This is a genomic window from Sphingorhabdus lutea, from assembly GCF_001889025.1.
GTDB classification, from domain to species: domain Bacteria; phylum Pseudomonadota; class Alphaproteobacteria; order Sphingomonadales; family Sphingomonadaceae; genus Sphingorhabdus_B; species Sphingorhabdus_B lutea.
This window is the reverse complement of record NZ_CP018154.1, coordinates 1136339-1153430: the sequence shown is the minus strand read 5'-3', so window position 1 is coordinate 1153430 and position 17092 is coordinate 1136339. Positions and strand designations below refer to the sequence as shown.

Genomic DNA, 17092 nt, shown 5'->3' with positions numbered 1-17092 from the left:
GGGTCATTATAAATCGTTTAAAACCGGCCCATCCAAAATAACATGATGGGCGGACCTATCAATTTCATTGAACAGATATTTTTCCGTGCCGGTCATCCAAATTTGCGCCCCGCTTTGATCCAATCGTTCAAACAACGCGCCGCGCCGCACCGGATCCAAATGCGCCGTTACCTCATCCAATAACATGATGAATGGCCGTTTAGATGCGCCGCGCACAATTTCCATATGTGCCAAAATAATGGACAGTAACAATGCCTTTTGTTCGCCAGTGGAACAATGTTGCGCCTCTATATTCTTGGCCGAATGGGTGACCAATAAATCGCTTTTATGCGGTCCGGCCAATGTGCGGCCAGCGCGTGCGTCAATATGTCGTTCATGCCGCCAATATAGCGGCCAATCATGATGATGCCGATCATGCGCCATGGCCAAAAATGGCCGCGCAAAAGGTTCATTGGGCAATGGCGCCAATATATCATTTAACATGGCGATAATTTTCTTGCGGTTATCATTTAACGCGCCGCCATGTTCCGCCATGGCAATTTCCACCGCATTCAACCAGCTATGGTCCAATGGGCCGGGCTGTGACAATATGTGGTTGCGTTGTTTAACTGCCCGATCATATCGTAAACAATGCCGGCCATGATCGGGGATAATAGCCATCACCAAACGGTCAATAAATTGCCGCCTTTGAGATGCGCCCTCCATAAATAATCGGTCCATTGCCGGGGTTAACCATGAAAGGGAGACAAGATGCGACAAATGATTTGCCGGTTTATTTTCCCCATTCAATCGCACAATGCGCCGTGTCGGGTGGGCCGCATCTACGCCTGTGCCAATAATCAAATCTACAATATGGGCATTGACCACAAATCCGCCCTGCGCATCATTCCTAATCATATCGGGCATTTTCGCACGGCGCAGCCCACGCCCCGGCGTTAATAAGGATATCGCCTCCAATATATTTGTCTTACCCGCGCCATTTGGCCCTGTCATCACGATGAAATGATGATCGGGCAAGATTGCAATATCATGATGATTGCGAAAATCTTTCAATGTTAAATGGGTTATGGCCATGCACCCGAATTACCCCATGTCATGGCCGCGTCAACATTTATTCCAGCCTTGCCGAATAATTCATATTGGCAAATCCCAAATATTGGTGAAATTTCCCAAATAATAGATTTTACATTTAAGGGAGCGAAGGCCTGATATTATATAAATAATTGTAATATATATATAAATTAAAATTGGCACGGCCAATGCAATGTTGGGAATATCAAACAAATTAACAGATAAACAAACAGAAATTTAAAAGGAACTTAAAATGACCAACAGCAACCGTTCACATTATCTTGCCATCACAGCCGCAATTTTTTGTTCAGTGCTAACCATTGGGACAAGCATTTTTCCCGTAATTGCACCTGCAACCCAAATTCTCGCATAATCAATAAACTTATAAAATAATATTTACTTACAAAGGATTTCTAACATGACCATCAATAATAACCGCTCACATTATATTGCCTTAACCGCTGCTTTATTTTGCTCATTTTTAACCTTGGGCACCAGCATCGGCCCAGCAGTCGCGCCATTCTCCACTATATTGGCATAAAATGTCAAAAAAGATCAACATAGCTCAACCCAATAATGAAATAGGAAATCAAAAAATGTCAAAATTAACTTTAAGCCGCGAAGATGCCAAAATCTGGGGTGTATGCTCAGGAATTGCAAAATGGTCGAATATCGACGTATCGGTTGTTCGCATCTTATTCGCCGTGGGAACAATTATCGGTGTAGGCTCGCTTATCCTTATATATATCTTGCTTGCCATGATTTTGGACTAATCCGCCGCGCCATCCTATTGGCAAAGCCCAGACTATTGACAAAGCCCTGGCCTATAAAAATAACATATTCCTCTCCCACTTACTTTTATCTTCCCCGCGCCCTTTATCCCCCAAATGGCGCAAAAAAATAGGGCAAGCGCAACATATCGCCGCTTGCCCTATTCTGATATTTTTACCCAAATTATTAAATTGGCCCTATGCCGCTTTTTTCACAATCACACTGCCGGCGGAATATCCCGCACCAAATGAACAGATTAAACCAATATCACCCTTTGCTAAATCCTCATGATGTTTGTGAAAGGCGATAATCGATCCCGCGCTGGATGTGTTGGCATAGCTATCCAAAATGGTTGGCGATTCATCGCTATTGGCCTCATGCCCCAAAACCTTGTGCGCGATTAAACGGTTCATGCCTGCATTTGCCTGATGCAGCCATAATCGGCGAAGATTATCCCCATTTAACCCATGCTCACCAATATGCTGACCAATCATAGCGGACACCATCGGCACAACCTCTTTAAAAACCTTGCGACCTTCTTGAACGAATAATTTGTCGGGCGCATCCATGGTTTCGGGATGGGTGCGGTTTAGGAAGCCGAAATTATTGCGGATATTATTGCTAAATTGGGTGATAAGTTTCGTACCCAATATTTCCCAATGATCTTCAGGAGCAATATCCTTTGCCTCCACCAAAATGGCCGTTGCCACATCGCCAAAGATAAAATGGCTGTCACGATCGCGCCAATTTAAATGGCCAGAGGTGATTTCCGGATTAACCACCAAAACCGATTTTGCGCTGCCCGAACGGATAAAATCCGCCGCAGTTTGAATAGCAAATGTGGCCGATGAACAGGCGACATTCATGTCAAAAGCAAATCCATTTTCCATGCCCAATGCCTGTTGAATTTCAACCGCCACTGCGGGATAGGCGCGTTGTAAATTTGAACATGCACATAAAAGCGCGTCCACATCCTTTATATCACGCGCCGCACGTTCCAAGGCCATTTTCGCAGCATTCACGCCAATTTCGGCGCTGATGGAAATTTCATCATTGCTCCGTTCTGGGATAAGGGGGCACATAATGTCAGGATTGATGATATTTTCTTTATCCAACACATAACGTGATTTTATCCCGCTCGCCTTTTCGATAAATTCAACCGAACTATGAACCAAGGGTTGAATTTTGCCCGATGCAATATCTTTGTTATTTTTCGCATTAAAATTATCGACATATTGGTTGAAACTAGAAACCAATTCTTCATTGCTAATCGATTGTGCGGGGGTGAATAACCCAGTTGCCGAAATAACTGGCACTATGTTGTTTGACATGATGTTCCTGCATATTATAAGTTATGAGTCTTTCTTAATCCCCTCATTAAATAGACTCAAGTTTTTTGCGAAATTCCTTTGGAATGAACAAATATTTTTACTGGAATTATACGCATATTTGGAGATTTTGGGTGAAAAAAGAAAAAAAAGTGGGTGCTTTATCAAAATGGCTCCGCAAAAAAATTGTCAGCATGTATCGCCGTCATGGCTGGACAGCGCGGCTTGATGTGGAATTACCGCCCAAATTTGTTTTGGTTGCCGCACCGCATACCAGCAATTGGGATTTTCCATATTTTCTTGGTTTGACCGAGGATTTGGGAATAATGCCACATTTTATGGCAAAGGACAGCCTGTTTCGCTGGCCAATGGGCAATTTCATGCTGGATATGGGCGGCGTGCCCGTTAATCGGGCCAGCAAACAAAATTATGTTGAACAAATGATTGACGAATTTGCAAAAAGGGATGTTTTTCGCCTGACCATTGCGCCGGAAGGCACAAGAAGCAGTGTAAAGGGTTGGAAAACTGGATTTTATCACATTGCCTTTGGCGCGAAAGTGCCCATTTTATTGGGCATGATGGATTATTCCACAAAAATAGGCGGTATTATTGGCGCAGTCATGCCCAGTGGGGATTATAAGGCCGACATGAAAATTATCGCAAAATATTATGAAAATATCGTCGCACGGCATCCTGATAAAGCCACAAAAAATATTGCGGAAGCTGAATAAAATTAAGGAAAAGCAATGTTGATACCCATTATCTTAACCCTAAATGCCATCATCCTATTATTTGTTATATTATTATGCTGGGGATATTCGACGCGAATAAAGGATGTATCCTTCATTGATGCTGTTTGGCCAATGGGCATGGTTGTCATGACATTTTCATCATGGTTTCACAGTTATAATCAAGATTATTTTGCCATCGCAATTTACATGTTAACCGCCATTTGGGGATTGCGGCTTGGCTGGCATTTATTTACGCGTTGGCGCGAATTTGGCGAAGATCCGCGCTATACCAAAATCATGGCGCATAGCATGGAAAGCAAAGGGTGGAGTTGGAATAAAACGGCTTTGTTAAAGGTGTTTTTATTACAAGCACCCTTGCTTTATATTGTTTGCTTGCCTGCTCAAATTGCGATTATCGCGGGCAACAGCCAAAGCGGGTCAAGCATTTTTGCCATTTTAGGAATTATTATTGCGCTTATCGGTCTTGGTTTTGAGGTGGTTGGTGATGCACAGTTAAAGGCATTTCGCGCCAATCCAGATAATAAGGGCAAGGTGCTGAATAGCGGCTTATGGCGATATACGCGCCATCCAAATTATTTTGGCGATGCCTGTTTTTGGTGGGGCATATGGGTGGCGCAATTTGCCCTAACCACTCCCATGCTGGCACTGGCCACTATCATCGGGCCAATTTTCCTAAACTTTACATTGGTCAAATGGTCCGGTGCGGCTTTATTGGAACGGGGCATGGCCAAAACGCGCCCCGGATATGATGAATATATCGCCAAAACTTCAAGATTTTTTCCTTTGCCGCCTAAAAAATAACAGACCAGCCTCAAAAAATAAGACGCGCTATTTTCATAACGCGCCCTATTATAGAGCAAAATTGCACTAATTTTATTTGAATACAACCGTCCGATTACCGTTTAACAGCACCCGGCTTTCTGCAACCCATTTAACCGCGCGGGACAAAACCTGCGCTTCTATATCACGGCCAATGCGGATCATATCCTCCACCGTGTCACGATGGTCAACACGGTCAACCGCCTGTTCAATAATCGGTCCTTCGTCCAAATCCGCCGTGACGAAATGGGCGGTCGCGCCAATTAACTTCACCCCGCGATCATGCGCGCGATGATATGGCCTTGCGCCGATAAAGCTGGGCAAGAAACTATGATGAATATTGATGCACCGACCCGATAATTTTTCGACCATGTCATTGCTTAAAATCTGCATATATCGGGCAAGAATTAACCAGCGGGCATCATATTGGCTTAAAACATCCAAAATTTGCTGTTCCTGCGCGGCCTTTCCTTCATGCCCCATAGGCAGATAATGAAAGGGCACATCATGCCATTGTGCTAAATCGCGCAGATTTTCATGGTTGGACACCACCGCCTTTATATTCACCGCCAATGCGCCGGAACGCCAACGATATAATAAATCATGCAGGCAGTGGCTGCCCTTTGACACGGCAATCACCACATTGGGTAAAATGGATGTATCGACCAATTCCCAATCCAGCCCAAATTTTTGGGCCACATGTTCAAATTCGGTGCGCAGCACATCCATTTGTGGAAATGCCGCTCCATCGCCACGAAAGCACACACGCATGAAAAATTTTCCATGCTCTAAATCCGCAAATTGCTGGCTATCCAAAATAAAGCCATCACGCGCTGCCAAAAAACCTGCAATGGCCGAAACGATTCCGGTGCGGTCCTTGCAGGTTAAGGTCAATATATATTGATGATCGTCCAATTTTATCCCATTCGCAGCAATGTACAAATTTTATTGCCCGATGGATCGCGCAAATAGGCAAGATGCATTTTCATGCTGCCGCCTTCGCGAATACCTGGGGGATCTTCGATTGCGGTGCCACCATTGGCCAGTCCAGCTTCGTGCCATGCCTCGGCCATTTCCGCGCTATCCACCGCAAAACCAATTGTGCCGCCATTTGCCGCACATGCTGGCTTACCATCAATGGGGATGGAAAGCCCAAATGTGCCGCGTTTATCAAAATAAAATAAACGTCCCTTGGGGTCAATTACCCCCTCACCATAGCCAAGAACAGCCATGGTGGCGTCGTAAAATTTCTTGGTTGCCTCAACATCATTCATGCCCAGCATGACATGGCTAAACATACTCATATATTCTCTCCTTTATATCGATTTTGGCCCAAATGAAATTTGGTCGGAAATTCTTTTGTTAAAGTAGTTAGAATAATATGATTAGCAATGCTATGGCCAAAAAAAATTTGAGAGTGACATGCACGATATTATAAATTTACTGCCAGTTATGGCTGCCGCAACATCCCAAGCAATCCATTTTGACGATCTTGGCCTGTCACCCATTGCGCTGGATTTGGGCTTTTTCCAAATTCGTTGGTACAGCCTTGCCTATTTTGGCGGAGTGTTATTGGGTTGGTGGTATTTTGCCAAATTAACCGAGAAAGGGGGTAGCCCCATTTCAAAGGATAATATTGACGATTTCATTATCTATGCCGTTTTGGGTATTATTTTGGGGGGCCGGCTTGGCTATTGCATTTTTTATAATCCAGAGCTTTTCTTAACCCCGATAAAGGTCCTGCAAATGTGGAATGGCGGCATGTCATTTCATGGCGGTGTCATTGGCGTTTCAATTGCGCTTTTCATTTTTTGCAAACAAAAGGGTCTGTCCTTAATCCGTGTGGCCGATTATCTGGCCTGTGTTTACCCCATCGGTCATATTTTGGGTCGTTTTGCGAATTTCGTAAATGGCGAATTATGGGGAAAACCTACTGATGTTTCGTGGGCAATTATTTTTCCAGATGCCGATAATTTACCCCGCCACCCCAGCCAATTATATGAAGCTGGATTAGAGGGCGTGGCGATTTTCATGATATTATTTTATATGTTTTGGCGCACAGATGCGCGAAACCGCCCTGGCTTACTGGTCGGCACATTCGCCATTTTGTCGGCGGTTGCCCGTTTTGGAGTGGAATTTTTCCGCGAACCGGATGAAGGCGTCAATGGATTATTGGGCATGTCCATGGGGCAAGTCCTCACCATCCCCATGATATTTTTCGGGCTATATTTCCTCATCACATCAAAAAAACGGGCGGTGTAATTTACCGCCCATTTTGGCCAGCCCAAATTGGCCCGCCCCACTTAAAATAAAATGCGTTAAAATATCACCACAGACCGGATGCTTTTACCCTGATGCATCAGGTCAAAACCCTTATTTATTTCTTCCAATGTCAAGACATGGGTAATCATGGGGTCAATTTCGATTTTACCGTTCATATACCAATCGACAATTTTGGGAACATCGGTGCGCCCCTTTGCTCCGCCAAAGGCGCTGCCCTGCCACACTCTACCCGTTACCAATTGAAAAGGACGGGTGGAAATTTCCTTGCCAGATTCTGCCACACCAATAACGGTGGAAACGCCCCACCCACGGTGGCATGCCTCCAACGCGGTTCGCATGACATCGGTATTGCCCGTGCAGTCAAATGTATAATCCGCGCCGCCATCGGTTAAGCCGACCAAATGCGCCACCAAATCGCCTGCGACCTTTAACGGGTTTACAAAGTCTGTCATACCAAAACGGCGGCCCCATTCGGCCTTTTCATCATTTATATCCACGCCGATAATTTTATCCGCGCCGACCATTTTGGCCGCCTGAACCACATTTAACCCAATACCGCCAAGGCCAAAGACAATGACATTTGAACCCGGCGTTACCTTTGCCGTGTTGACAACCGCGCCGACACCCGTTGTAACGCCGCATCCAATATAACAGCTTTTGTCAAATGGGGCATCGGTGCGGATTTTGGCCAATGCGATGTCGGGCAAAACGGTGAAATTGGAAAATGTCGAACATCCCATATAATGATAAACAGGTGCGCCCTTGTAGGAAAAACGGGTTGTCCCATCGGGCATCACGCCCCTGCCCTGCGTCGCGCGAATGGCGGTGCATAAATTGGTTTTACCAGAAAGACAGCTTTTACACTGGCGGCATTCGGGTGTGTAAAGGGGAATGACATGATCACCCACCGACACGCTGGTCACGCCCGCGCCCACTTCGCGTACAATGCCCGCGCCCTCATGCCCCAAAACCGATGGGAATATTCCTTCGCTATCAAATCCATCCAAAGTATAGGCATCGGTATGGCAAATACCCGTTGCCATTATTTCAACCAAAACCTCGCCCGCCTTTGGTCCTTCTAAATCCAATTCAACAATTTCCAGGGGCTTTTTTGCCTCAAAGGCGACGGCGGCGCGGGTTTTCATTTTATATTTCTCTCTTACTATTTTTTAGATTTCTTATTCGGCAATTGTCGTGTTTTGACCCATGCCGATGCTGTCATAATTGGCCCATGTTGAATGCGTCCCTGAACATATTCTTTCAGGCAGGATGATTTGGCACACCGGCCCTTGGGATAATTTTTTGGCATCATATATCACGCATTCGCTGCGGTCCAAATTCATGTCGGCAATATAGGAAATAATATAACCATCATCTTCATCCACGGCATTTATGCGGGGAACAAAGGGGGCTTCGCTGCCAAATCGTCCTTCGCCAAATTGTACTTCTTCACGCGTGCCATTTTGCAAATCATGCTTAACAAGCCCGCGAAATAAAAACCAGCCGGGCTCTGGCACGGCGCTATATCCATATTGATATTTTCGGCCCGCATATTTTTGGTTAATCATGCCAAATTCCAAAATTTGGTCATCCAATCTTTCCTCAATTGTCTCACCGCTTTTCATGTTAAACCGCCAGCGATGTAATTTTGGCTTTAATAATATCTGGTCAAGATAGGCCATCATCCGCTCCAAGCCCTCCGGCGCACCAATATAGGATTTTGGCATGGGTTCTTCTTGAAAATATCCATCCAATATTATCTCATCACCATCCTCATATGCGTTTAACCAATGAAGCGTATAGGTGGGGGCAGCCTCAAACCATTTAATATCCTCTGGCTGGCCCAATCGCGGGATAATCGCGAAACGGGTGGGCATATCGGGGTAAAATTGCGCGGCGTGAATATTTCTTTCCAATAATTCCGGCGCCCAAAATAATGGCATATCATTTAAAATGGCATAATTTTCTGTAAAGGCCATATCATGCGGCAAACGTGGTCCGGGCAAGGGAATAGGAACATAATGTTTTAATTTATTATCCGCGCCAACAACCCCATAATGCATATAGGGTGCATGTTTGGAATAGTTGAAAAATAATAATTCGCCCGTATTTTCATCGGTTTTACAATGGGCCGATATCCCGTCCAACGGTACCCACCCCTCTGTGCCAAATTGTTCCAATGTATAGGGGTTTAGCCGATATCCCTCTCCACATTGGTAAAATGTGGAAATAATTTTGCCCGCATGTACGGTGACATCGGTGGAGGATGAATCCTTTAACCATTGTTGCGCGCCCCAACCATGGCGTTTTGATTTATGCGGCGGCTCCATCAATCCGGCCCAAATTGAACCGCCCGCTTCCTTTTCCGCCTCAAAACCCTTGGTCCGAACAAAACGGCTGCGGTAACTTGCCCTGCCATTTTTGAACGACATGCTGTGGATGAAACCATCGCCATCAAATGGATGATAACGGCCAATTGGTTCGTGCACCTGATTTTCACCGGTGCGAATATATACCCCCTCTATATCATGGGGGATTTGGCCAATAACTTCCACATCACCATTTTTATATTGCGCGTCCCATTCATTATGCGTCGGGGTCCATGCCCCTTGTAAATAGGGGTTGTCGCTGGGTTTTAATGTGCTTTTAATTTGCTCCACCAATGTTGCAGCCATGATTTTATCCTCATCCATTTATCATGAATATCAGACTGCATCATTGATGAAGATTAAGCAATAAGCCAGACATGATATTCTTCACGTGCAGCTTATTTATCTTATTGGCACTTGACCAATCCATTGGCCGAACTGCCCAATGCAACCCGCGAAATTGATATATCCAATACGCCTTGCGTGCTTATGCCCAAAGGCACGGCAATTTTTGTCATATCCAATCCCTGTTTTTCAAAACAGGAAAGCGGGACAGACATTGTTTTCCATTCCCCTGGCGCGGGCATTTTCAACATCGCGCTAATATCTATGCCATTTCCTGCGGCCTGTGGCCCGATATTATAGGAGATTAAATTTACTGGAGCATCGCCAATTTTATTCACGCGATAATCAATTTCAATTGCCACCGCGCCGTTGCTTTCGCGGCTTAAATCATATGCACCCTCCCCAACCAGAACAAGGGTCGCGGGCGATTTTCCTGACCAGATGAAACGGCGCGCATCTTCTTGACGGTGGCGGTCCATCGCCAATGACCTTAATGGCGTATCATTGGTGCCAATGCCATTTATCAATTTTTCAAATTTTGTACCCTGAATGGTGGAAAATGACAATCCTGCGCCTTCTTTGCCCCGTTCAAACCATGTGCCAACGGGCAAATCCGACCCTGCGGCCAATCCGCTATTTATGCTTAATTGGCTCATATTTTTGCGGTCTTTATAACTTAATCCATAATCATAGGGAAATAGAGGATCATAATCCTTATCCCCCACATTTAATCGATATTGGTTCGCCAATTTGGGCCAGCTAAATGATAATTTGCCCTTAAAATCTGCCTTGCCAAATAAGATATCGGCCACGCCGCCGCCCTCTGAACCTGGCAACCATGCCGCCACGAAACTGTCCGATGCGTTAATATGCTCATTCACCCATAATGGACGTCCAGACAGGAAAATGGACACGGTTTTAATGCCCTCTTGTTGATATTTTTTCAACAAAGCGAGATTATCTTGCTTATCCCTGAACATTAAATCGGGAACATCGCCTTGAAATTCAGCATAGGGATCTTCACCAAAAACCACAATCGCCACATCGGGCTTTTGCTTATATTCTCCATCCTCGCTTATCACTGCTTCATTATTGCTGGCTTGCATTATCGCCTTGCCAATGGTGGTAGCGCCGACAAATTCGGCCTCGCTTAACCCCGTTCCCTGCCATGAAAGCGTCCAGCCGCCCGATTGCTTCATATGATTATTCGCGCCATCCCCCGTGACAAGGATTTTTTGCCCAGATTTTAAGGGTAAAACCGCATCATTATTTTTCAATAGGACCATTGATTCCTGCACCGCTTGGCGTGCAATGGCGCGGTGCTCATCCGATCCTATTTTATCAAATTGTCCTGCATATGGCCGTGATGATGGACGGCCCGATTCAAATAATCCTGCACGTAATTTCACCCGCAGCACATTGCCCACTGCCTCATCAAGGCGGGCCTTGGATATTTTGCCTTGCTTCACATCTTGCAATATATTGGCATATAGCTCTTTCCAGCTATCGGGTGCCATGAACATATCCAATCCGGCATTAAATGATGCCGCACAATTTGTCGGTGTGCATCCTGCAACTTGTCCATGCCCATTCCAATCCCCCACGACAAAACCGCCAAATTTCATTCGGCCGCGCAGCACATCGGTCAATAATGATTTATTGCCATGCATTTTTTCACCATGCCAGCTATTATAACTGGCCATAATTGATTGAATCCCAGCATTTATCGCGGGCATATATCCGGCGGCCTGTTGGTCACGAAGCACCGCTTCGCTTGAAATATTATCGCCCTGATCCTTGCCATCAACGGTGCCGCCATCGCCCACAAAATGTTTCGCCGTGGCCACAATATGTGCGCCTTTTAACCAATCCGCATCGCCAATTTTGCCTTGTATCCCCTCCACCAAAGGCCCGGCATAGCTTGCCACCAAATTGGGATTTTCGGAATATCCCTCATAAGCACGTCCCCATCGGTCATCACGCACCACGGCCAAAGTTGGCGCAAATGTCCAATCCAACCCCGTGACGCGCATTTCCATGGCAGTTACCTCGCCAATTTTACGCATCAATTCTGGATTACGCATCGCGCCAAGGCCAATATTATGCGGAAATAATGTCGCGCCGATAACATTATTATGGCCATGGACTGCATCACTGCCCCATGTAAGGGGGATATGCGGTAATTTACCATGGCGGCGCATGGATGCATCATAATATCGATCCGCATCGGCCAACCATTCTGCCGCACTGGCCCATTGTTTATCGCCCGGCGCACTATTGCCGCCATTTAACACCGACCCTAAATGATATTGATACACATCTTCGGGGGTTGTATTATCAATATCGCCCTGAATTATTTGACCGACCTTTTGTTCCAACGACATTTTGGCCAATAATTTTTTTATTTGGCGCTCTATTTTCGCATTCCGTGGTACAGGGTCATTACCAATGGGCCAATTTTGCGGATTGGCCTGTCCCATTTGTTGCGGGGCTTGATTGTTTATTTCGCTTTGGCCAAATGTCGATGCTGGCAATAATAACGCCGAACCCAGCAAAGCCAAAATAATTTTCTTGCGCATAATTTTCTCCTCTTAAATTTATGGTAGCGCTATCATCTCAAATAGTCTATATTAAATTTGGATAAAGAGAGAGGGAATGAAATGATGCGTAAATTTTTATTTGCCGGCGCCATTGGCGCGGCGATATTTACATTAAATATGCCAGCAATTGCCAAAACAGACAGCCTGCCCGTTGGCCGCTGCATCAATATGGGCAATCATTTTGAACCACCCACCGAAGCAGGTTTTGGCGGACGTAAAATTGCCGATAATGATTTTGAAATTATCGCAAAGGCCGGATTTAATACGATCAGGCTGCCCGTGCGGTGGTCCACCCATATGGTTGATGGTCCATCCGGTGATGCGCCGGAATATAAAATAGATCCAAAATATATGAAACGTATAAAATATGTGGTGGATAATGCGCGACAGTCAAATTTAAATATCATTTTGAACAGCCATCATTTTGAAGAAATCCACAGCGACCCAAGCGAGAAAAATATTGCCAAATTGGCCGCCATGTGGAAACAAATCGCCATTATCTTTGCCGATTATCCCACCGAAAATCTGTGGTTTGAAATTGAAAATGAACCGCATGATAAATTTAATGACAGCAATTTATTGGATGTTTTAACCCCTGCCCTGTATGAAATTCGCAAAAGCAACCCTGACCGTCCCGTTATTATTGGGGGCGAATTTTGGAGCGGGATTAAATCGCTGCAAACATTAAAATTGCCCGATGATCCCCATATAATCCCGACATTTCATTATTATGATCCATTTGATTTTACCCATCAGGGCGCAACATGGGTGGACAATCCGCCCCCCATGGGCCGCGAATATGGCAGCAAGGAGGACAAGGCCAATTTAAAAGCCGATGTGCAGAAAATTAAAGATTATATCGCCCAAACAGGCAAAACCCCCTTTATGGGCGAATTTGGCGCCAATGGCCCAGTTCCTTTGGAACAACGGGTAAAATATCAAAAGGCGGTAAGGCAGGCATTTGATGAAGTGAATATTGGCATGTGCGCATGGGCATATACCAATACATTCCCCCTATATGACAGCAGCACAAAAAAATGGGTGCCGGGAATGTTGGATGCCATGGGATTGAAAGAGGGTAAGGATGAAGAGGGAAAATAATATGCCAAACAAAAATCATCTATATCAATATTTACGTTGCACTGCCTTCATTGGCACCGCGATAATTTTTGCTGCCCCCACGGCAATATTTGCAAAACAACTAACGCCAGAACTTCAGGTATTGGACGATGCCCTGCCCGGTGATTTAATCAATGATCCGACCAGCCTTGCATGGGATAGTTTTGGCAGCATCTTACAAAGCGAAACGGTGACCGGATCTAGCATCCCTGGCGGGCAGGCCGCGATTAAATTCACCATCAATAAAATGGGGGCAAAGCCATATGATGCCGGGGCAAATGTCCCCATTACCGCCGCGATTAAAAAAAATGATGATGTGGTGATTGCATTTTATGCGCGCACCATTTCCGCCCAAACAAAGGATGGACAAGGCATTGTCACCGTGCGATTTCAACAAAATGCCGCGCCCTATGATGGGTTTGGCGAGACCAAACAAATTATTGGCAAGGAATGGCGGCTATATGAAATAAGTGCAAAATCCACGATGAATATTGCAAAGGGCGATGCTGTTGTCGGTTTTCAATTGGCAGGTGCAGAGCAGATAATTGAAATTGGCCAAACCATAATTTTATCAGGCACGAAAACCGCCATGCCCGAAACCGGCCCACGCCCGCAAAGCGCGACCACCGCGCTACTCCCCCAATTGGAGGGTAAGGGCGTTTTAATTACCAATTCGGCAAATAAAGCATGGTCCATATTTGGAAATGGCGCAAAACATATGATGGTGCCATCGCCCAATATTCCAGGCACAGGCGGTATGGCATTTCAAATGACCACCATGGAAAAAGCGGCAAATATATATGATATTGGCGCTATCGTCCCAATTGAACAGCATATAAAAGAAGATGATATTTTAACCATTGCCATTTTAGCGCGCACCACACCCAATAATGGAGAAGCAACGCCGGGAAAATTGGGGATAAGGGTGCAAATTAACGAAGCGCCCTATGCCGGTTTCGCCGACAATATGATTGATATTTCATCAAATTGGCGTTTGCTGCAAATCCGCACCCGCGCAAATATGGATATTCCTGCGGGCAAGGGTGCGTTAGCGCTTCATTTTGGTGCGCAAAAACAATCAATCGAAATTGGGCAAGTTTTTATATTAAATTCCGGTCCGCAAATTGGGGAATGAATGGGCATCCGATATGCCAATATTCATGATTTTTAATATATTAAATAATCATGGTGCGGCTGCATCGGACTCTCTTTTTACAAAGGTATAATCCAAAAGAAGGTCAAGCGAGCCAATTTCCTTATTTGACCTTTTATTCCTTATCTGTTCCACCAACATATTAACCGCCTCGCGCGACATTTTGGCAATGGGTTGGTGGATAGTGGTTAATTCCGGCCAAATGGATTGGGCAAAATCAGTATCGTCAAATCCGCAAATTGTTATATCCTTGGGCACATCCATATGACGGCGGTGCGCCACCGTCACGGCGGCGGCGGCCATATCATCATTTGATGCAAAAATGGCAGTTGGCGGTTTGGGCAGGCTCAATAATTTTTCCGCCGCTTTCAAACCAGAACGATATGTGAAACTGCCTTGTTCAATATATTCCTCTGGCAAATTTATATTATTTTCTTTTAACGCCTCTTGAAATCCCACCAATCTTTCATGGCTGGCCATATGGGTGGGATTACCAATAATGAAACCAATATCGCGGTGGCCAAGTGAAATAATATGATTTGTCATCGCCCGCGCCGCGCCAATATCGTCAATACGAATAACCGAAACCGCCGAAGGAGGCCGCCAATTGGCGATGACAACCGCCAACATGCCAACTTCCTCAATCGCCCTTAACACATTTTTGGAATCGCATAATGGCGGCGACATAATGATACCGTCAACATTGCTGGCTTTTAATTTTTTAATCGCGTCAATCGCGGCCAATTCCGAACCGCAATCTTCAATAATCAATTGGATATGGTTTTCACGCGCCTGTTCAAGGCATCCGACCAAAAACCGGCTAAGATAGGCTGCGCTTGGGTTGCTATATAATAAACCAACGCGAACTTGTTCTGCCCCGGCAAGGCTTCTGGCCGCCAAATTTGGCGAATAATCCAATTTTTTAACCGCCGCCATCACGGCCTCTCTGGTCGCGTCTTTGACATGGCTTTCGCCATTGATAACCCGCGATACCGTCATGGGTGAAAAGCCAGATTCCTTTGCCACATCTGCGATGGTTGCCCCATTTTTTTGGCCACGTGATGATTTTATATTCATGTCATTTTCTTCATTAAGGAATTGTCTATGTGACATATTTTTTTGATAATTGCTAGCCAGTCTATTTTTTCCACAGGCCGATTGACCTATGATAAAATTTGTTTAATGGTAGCGCTATCATAAAATCACATCATATTTGATATATGGCAAATAAAAATAAAAATGAGGCCGCCTAAACATATTTTATTTTGGGCGTAAAAGTGGAGAGAGAAAAATGAAAAGAAGAGAGGTTATGATTGGCGGCGTAGCATTGTTCACCGCAGGTTGCAGCACAGTGCCAACATCCCTATCCCCTGCAAAAATGCCTAAAATAACTGGCGGCCTGCACCAAATTGGCAAGGCGCGTGGTATAAATGTGGGCAGTGCAACCGGATCTGGTCCGGCGAATAGTGGCTCGTTCAAAAACCCGCAATATACCCAATTATTGAAAAATGATTGCGGCATGATTGTCGCGGAAAATGAAATGAAATGGCAGGCCATCCGCCCCCATGTGGATGAATTTGACTTTACCGATTTTGACGATCAGGTCGCCTTTGCCCGCGCAAATAATATGGATATTCGCGGCCATACATTATTATGGCATCGGCCAGAATGGATGCCAAAATGGCTGGAGGAATATGATTTTGGTGCAAATCCAATTAAAGAAGCGGAGCATATTTTAACCCGCCATATCGCCGCTGTCTGCCAAAGATATAAAGGCATGATTAAAAGCTATGACGTGGTCAATGAAACCGTGTTGCCTGAAAATAAACTTGCCTCTACCGCTTTGTCGCGGGCAATGGGCGGCACGTTGGAACTGGTTGATTTGGCATTTCATACCGCGCGCCAGCATGCGCCAAATACGCAATTAGTATATAATGATTATATGAGCTGGGAAGATGGAAATGAGGGGCATAGAAAAGGTGTCCTATCCCTTTTAGAAGGGTTTAAAAAGCGCGGCGTGCCCGTCGATGCATTGGGCATTCAATCGCATATAAGATTGGATAATATGGGCAGTGTCGCCTCCCAAGTGGCGAAACAAAGCGCACCATGGCGCGAATTTTTAAACGAAGTCACCGCCATGGGATATGATATTTTAATCACCGAATTTGATGTTAATGATCAATTATTGCCCGCAGATATCGGGATAAGGGACGCGGCCGTCGCTGCCTATGCCAAAGAATATTTGGACCTGATGTTTAATTATCCTCAGGTGAAAGAATTTTTGCTATGGGGGATGTGCGATCCATATTCATGGTTACAAGATTTTAAGCCTTTGCGCGAAGATGGCATGCCAAAACGTCCCCTGCCCTATGATATGAATTTTAATAAAAAGCCGCTTTATGATAGTATAAGCCAATCATTATCACATGCGCCAAAACGTTAAATATATTAAAGGGGAAGCCCAATTTATATGATTGAAATA

Annotated in this window: 16 protein-coding genes; 8 read left to right on the top strand and 8 right to left on the bottom strand. The window is 45.2% G+C overall.

What is annotated here, in order from left to right; genetic code table 11:
* Positions 1-6 precede the first annotated feature (6 nt).
* Positions 7-1074 (bottom strand): DNA replication/repair protein RecF, encoded by a 1068-nt coding sequence (recF, locus tag LPB140_RS05465; RefSeq protein WP_072558984.1) that lies wholly within the window; start codon positions 1072-1074, stop codon positions 7-9.
* A 415-nt stretch (positions 1075-1489) separates the two neighbouring features.
* Between recF and LPB140_RS12560 the strand changes: the two genes are divergently transcribed.
* Positions 1490-1612, top strand: a complete 123-nt coding sequence (locus LPB140_RS12560; RefSeq protein ID WP_257785776.1) for a hypothetical protein — start codon at positions 1490-1492, stop codon at positions 1610-1612.
* Positions 1613-1667: 55 nt separating this feature from the next.
* Positions 1668-1844 carry a PspC domain-containing protein gene (locus LPB140_RS05460; protein ID WP_072560474.1) on the top strand — a complete coding sequence of 59 codons (177 nt, stop codon included), beginning with the start codon at positions 1668-1670 and terminating at the stop codon, positions 1842-1844.
* A gap of 195 nt (positions 1845-2039) precedes the next feature.
* On the opposite strand, the gene LPB140_RS05455 is transcribed toward LPB140_RS05460, so the two are convergent.
* Positions 2040-3173: a beta-ketoacyl-ACP synthase III gene (locus LPB140_RS05455; RefSeq protein WP_072558983.1), complete on the bottom strand. Its 1134-nt coding sequence runs from the start codon at positions 3171-3173 to the stop codon at positions 2040-2042.
* Between the two features lie 131 nt (positions 3174-3304).
* Between LPB140_RS05455 and LPB140_RS05450 the strand changes: the two genes are divergently transcribed.
* A complete protein-coding gene (locus LPB140_RS05450; RefSeq protein ID WP_072560472.1) occupies positions 3305-3901 on the top strand; it encodes a lysophospholipid acyltransferase family protein in 597 nt (198 codons plus the stop codon).
* Between the two features lie 15 nt (positions 3902-3916).
* On the top strand, positions 3917-4723 hold the full coding sequence (locus tag LPB140_RS05445; protein WP_072558982.1) for a DUF1295 domain-containing protein: 807 nt from the start codon (positions 3917-3919) through the stop codon (positions 4721-4723).
* 72 nt (positions 4724-4795) lie between these two features.
* Here LPB140_RS05445 and purU read toward each other — a convergent pair whose 3' ends face one another.
* Together purU and LPB140_RS05435 are read right to left on the bottom strand one after the other, a co-directional pair.
* Positions 4796-5638 carry a formyltetrahydrofolate deformylase gene (purU, locus tag LPB140_RS05440; RefSeq protein WP_072560470.1) on the bottom strand — a complete coding sequence of 281 codons (843 nt, stop codon included), beginning with the start codon at positions 5636-5638 and terminating at the stop codon, positions 4796-4798.
* 20 nt (positions 5639-5658) lie between these two features.
* The gene (locus tag LPB140_RS05435; RefSeq protein WP_072558981.1) at positions 5659-6039 is read right to left on the bottom strand and encodes a VOC family protein; all 381 of its coding nucleotides are present in this window, start codon (positions 6037-6039) and stop codon (positions 5659-5661) included.
* 154 nt (positions 6040-6193) lie between these two features.
* Between LPB140_RS05435 and lgt the strand changes: the two genes are divergently transcribed.
* Positions 6194-7003 (top strand): prolipoprotein diacylglyceryl transferase, encoded by an 810-nt coding sequence (gene lgt, locus LPB140_RS05430; protein WP_198024178.1) that lies wholly within the window; start codon positions 6194-6196, stop codon positions 7001-7003.
* A gap of 56 nt (positions 7004-7059) precedes the next feature.
* Here lgt and LPB140_RS05425 read toward each other — a convergent pair whose 3' ends face one another.
* The 3 genes from LPB140_RS05425 to LPB140_RS05415 form a co-directional block, all read right to left on the bottom strand.
* Positions 7060-8169 carry an S-(hydroxymethyl)glutathione dehydrogenase/class III alcohol dehydrogenase gene (locus tag LPB140_RS05425; RefSeq protein WP_072558979.1) on the bottom strand — a complete coding sequence of 370 codons (1110 nt, stop codon included), beginning with the start codon at positions 8167-8169 and terminating at the stop codon, positions 7060-7062.
* Between the two features lie 33 nt (positions 8170-8202).
* A complete protein-coding gene (locus LPB140_RS05420) occupies positions 8203-9699 on the bottom strand; it encodes a carotenoid oxygenase family protein (RefSeq protein ID WP_072560468.1) in 1497 nt (498 codons plus the stop codon).
* A 101-nt stretch (positions 9700-9800) separates the two neighbouring features.
* A complete protein-coding gene (locus LPB140_RS05415; RefSeq protein WP_072558978.1) occupies positions 9801-12317 on the bottom strand; it encodes a glycoside hydrolase family 3 protein in 2517 nt (838 codons plus the stop codon).
* Positions 12318-12398: 81 nt separating this feature from the next.
* Between LPB140_RS05415 and LPB140_RS05410 the strand changes: the two genes are divergently transcribed.
* Together LPB140_RS05410 and LPB140_RS05405 are read left to right on the top strand one after the other, a co-directional pair.
* Positions 12399-13439, top strand: coding sequence for a glycoside hydrolase family 5 protein (locus LPB140_RS05410; RefSeq protein ID WP_072558977.1), 1041 nt, complete (start codon positions 12399-12401; stop codon positions 13437-13439).
* A gap of 1 nt (position 13440) precedes the next feature.
* Entirely contained in the window at positions 13441-14592 is a 1152-nt protein-coding gene (locus tag LPB140_RS05405; protein WP_072558976.1) for a hypothetical protein, read from the top strand.
* Between the two features lie 48 nt (positions 14593-14640).
* On the opposite strand, the gene LPB140_RS05400 is transcribed toward LPB140_RS05405, so the two are convergent.
* Positions 14641-15723, bottom strand: a complete 1083-nt coding sequence (locus LPB140_RS05400) for a LacI family DNA-binding transcriptional regulator (protein WP_335682208.1) — start codon at positions 15721-15723, stop codon at positions 14641-14643.
* A gap of 178 nt (positions 15724-15901) precedes the next feature.
* Here LPB140_RS05400 and LPB140_RS05395 point away from each other — a divergent pair, with 178 nt between their 5' ends.
* On the top strand, positions 15902-17053 hold the full coding sequence (locus tag LPB140_RS05395; protein ID WP_072558975.1) for an endo-1,4-beta-xylanase: 1152 nt from the start codon (positions 15902-15904) through the stop codon (positions 17051-17053).
* Positions 17054-17092: the final 39 nt, after the last annotated feature.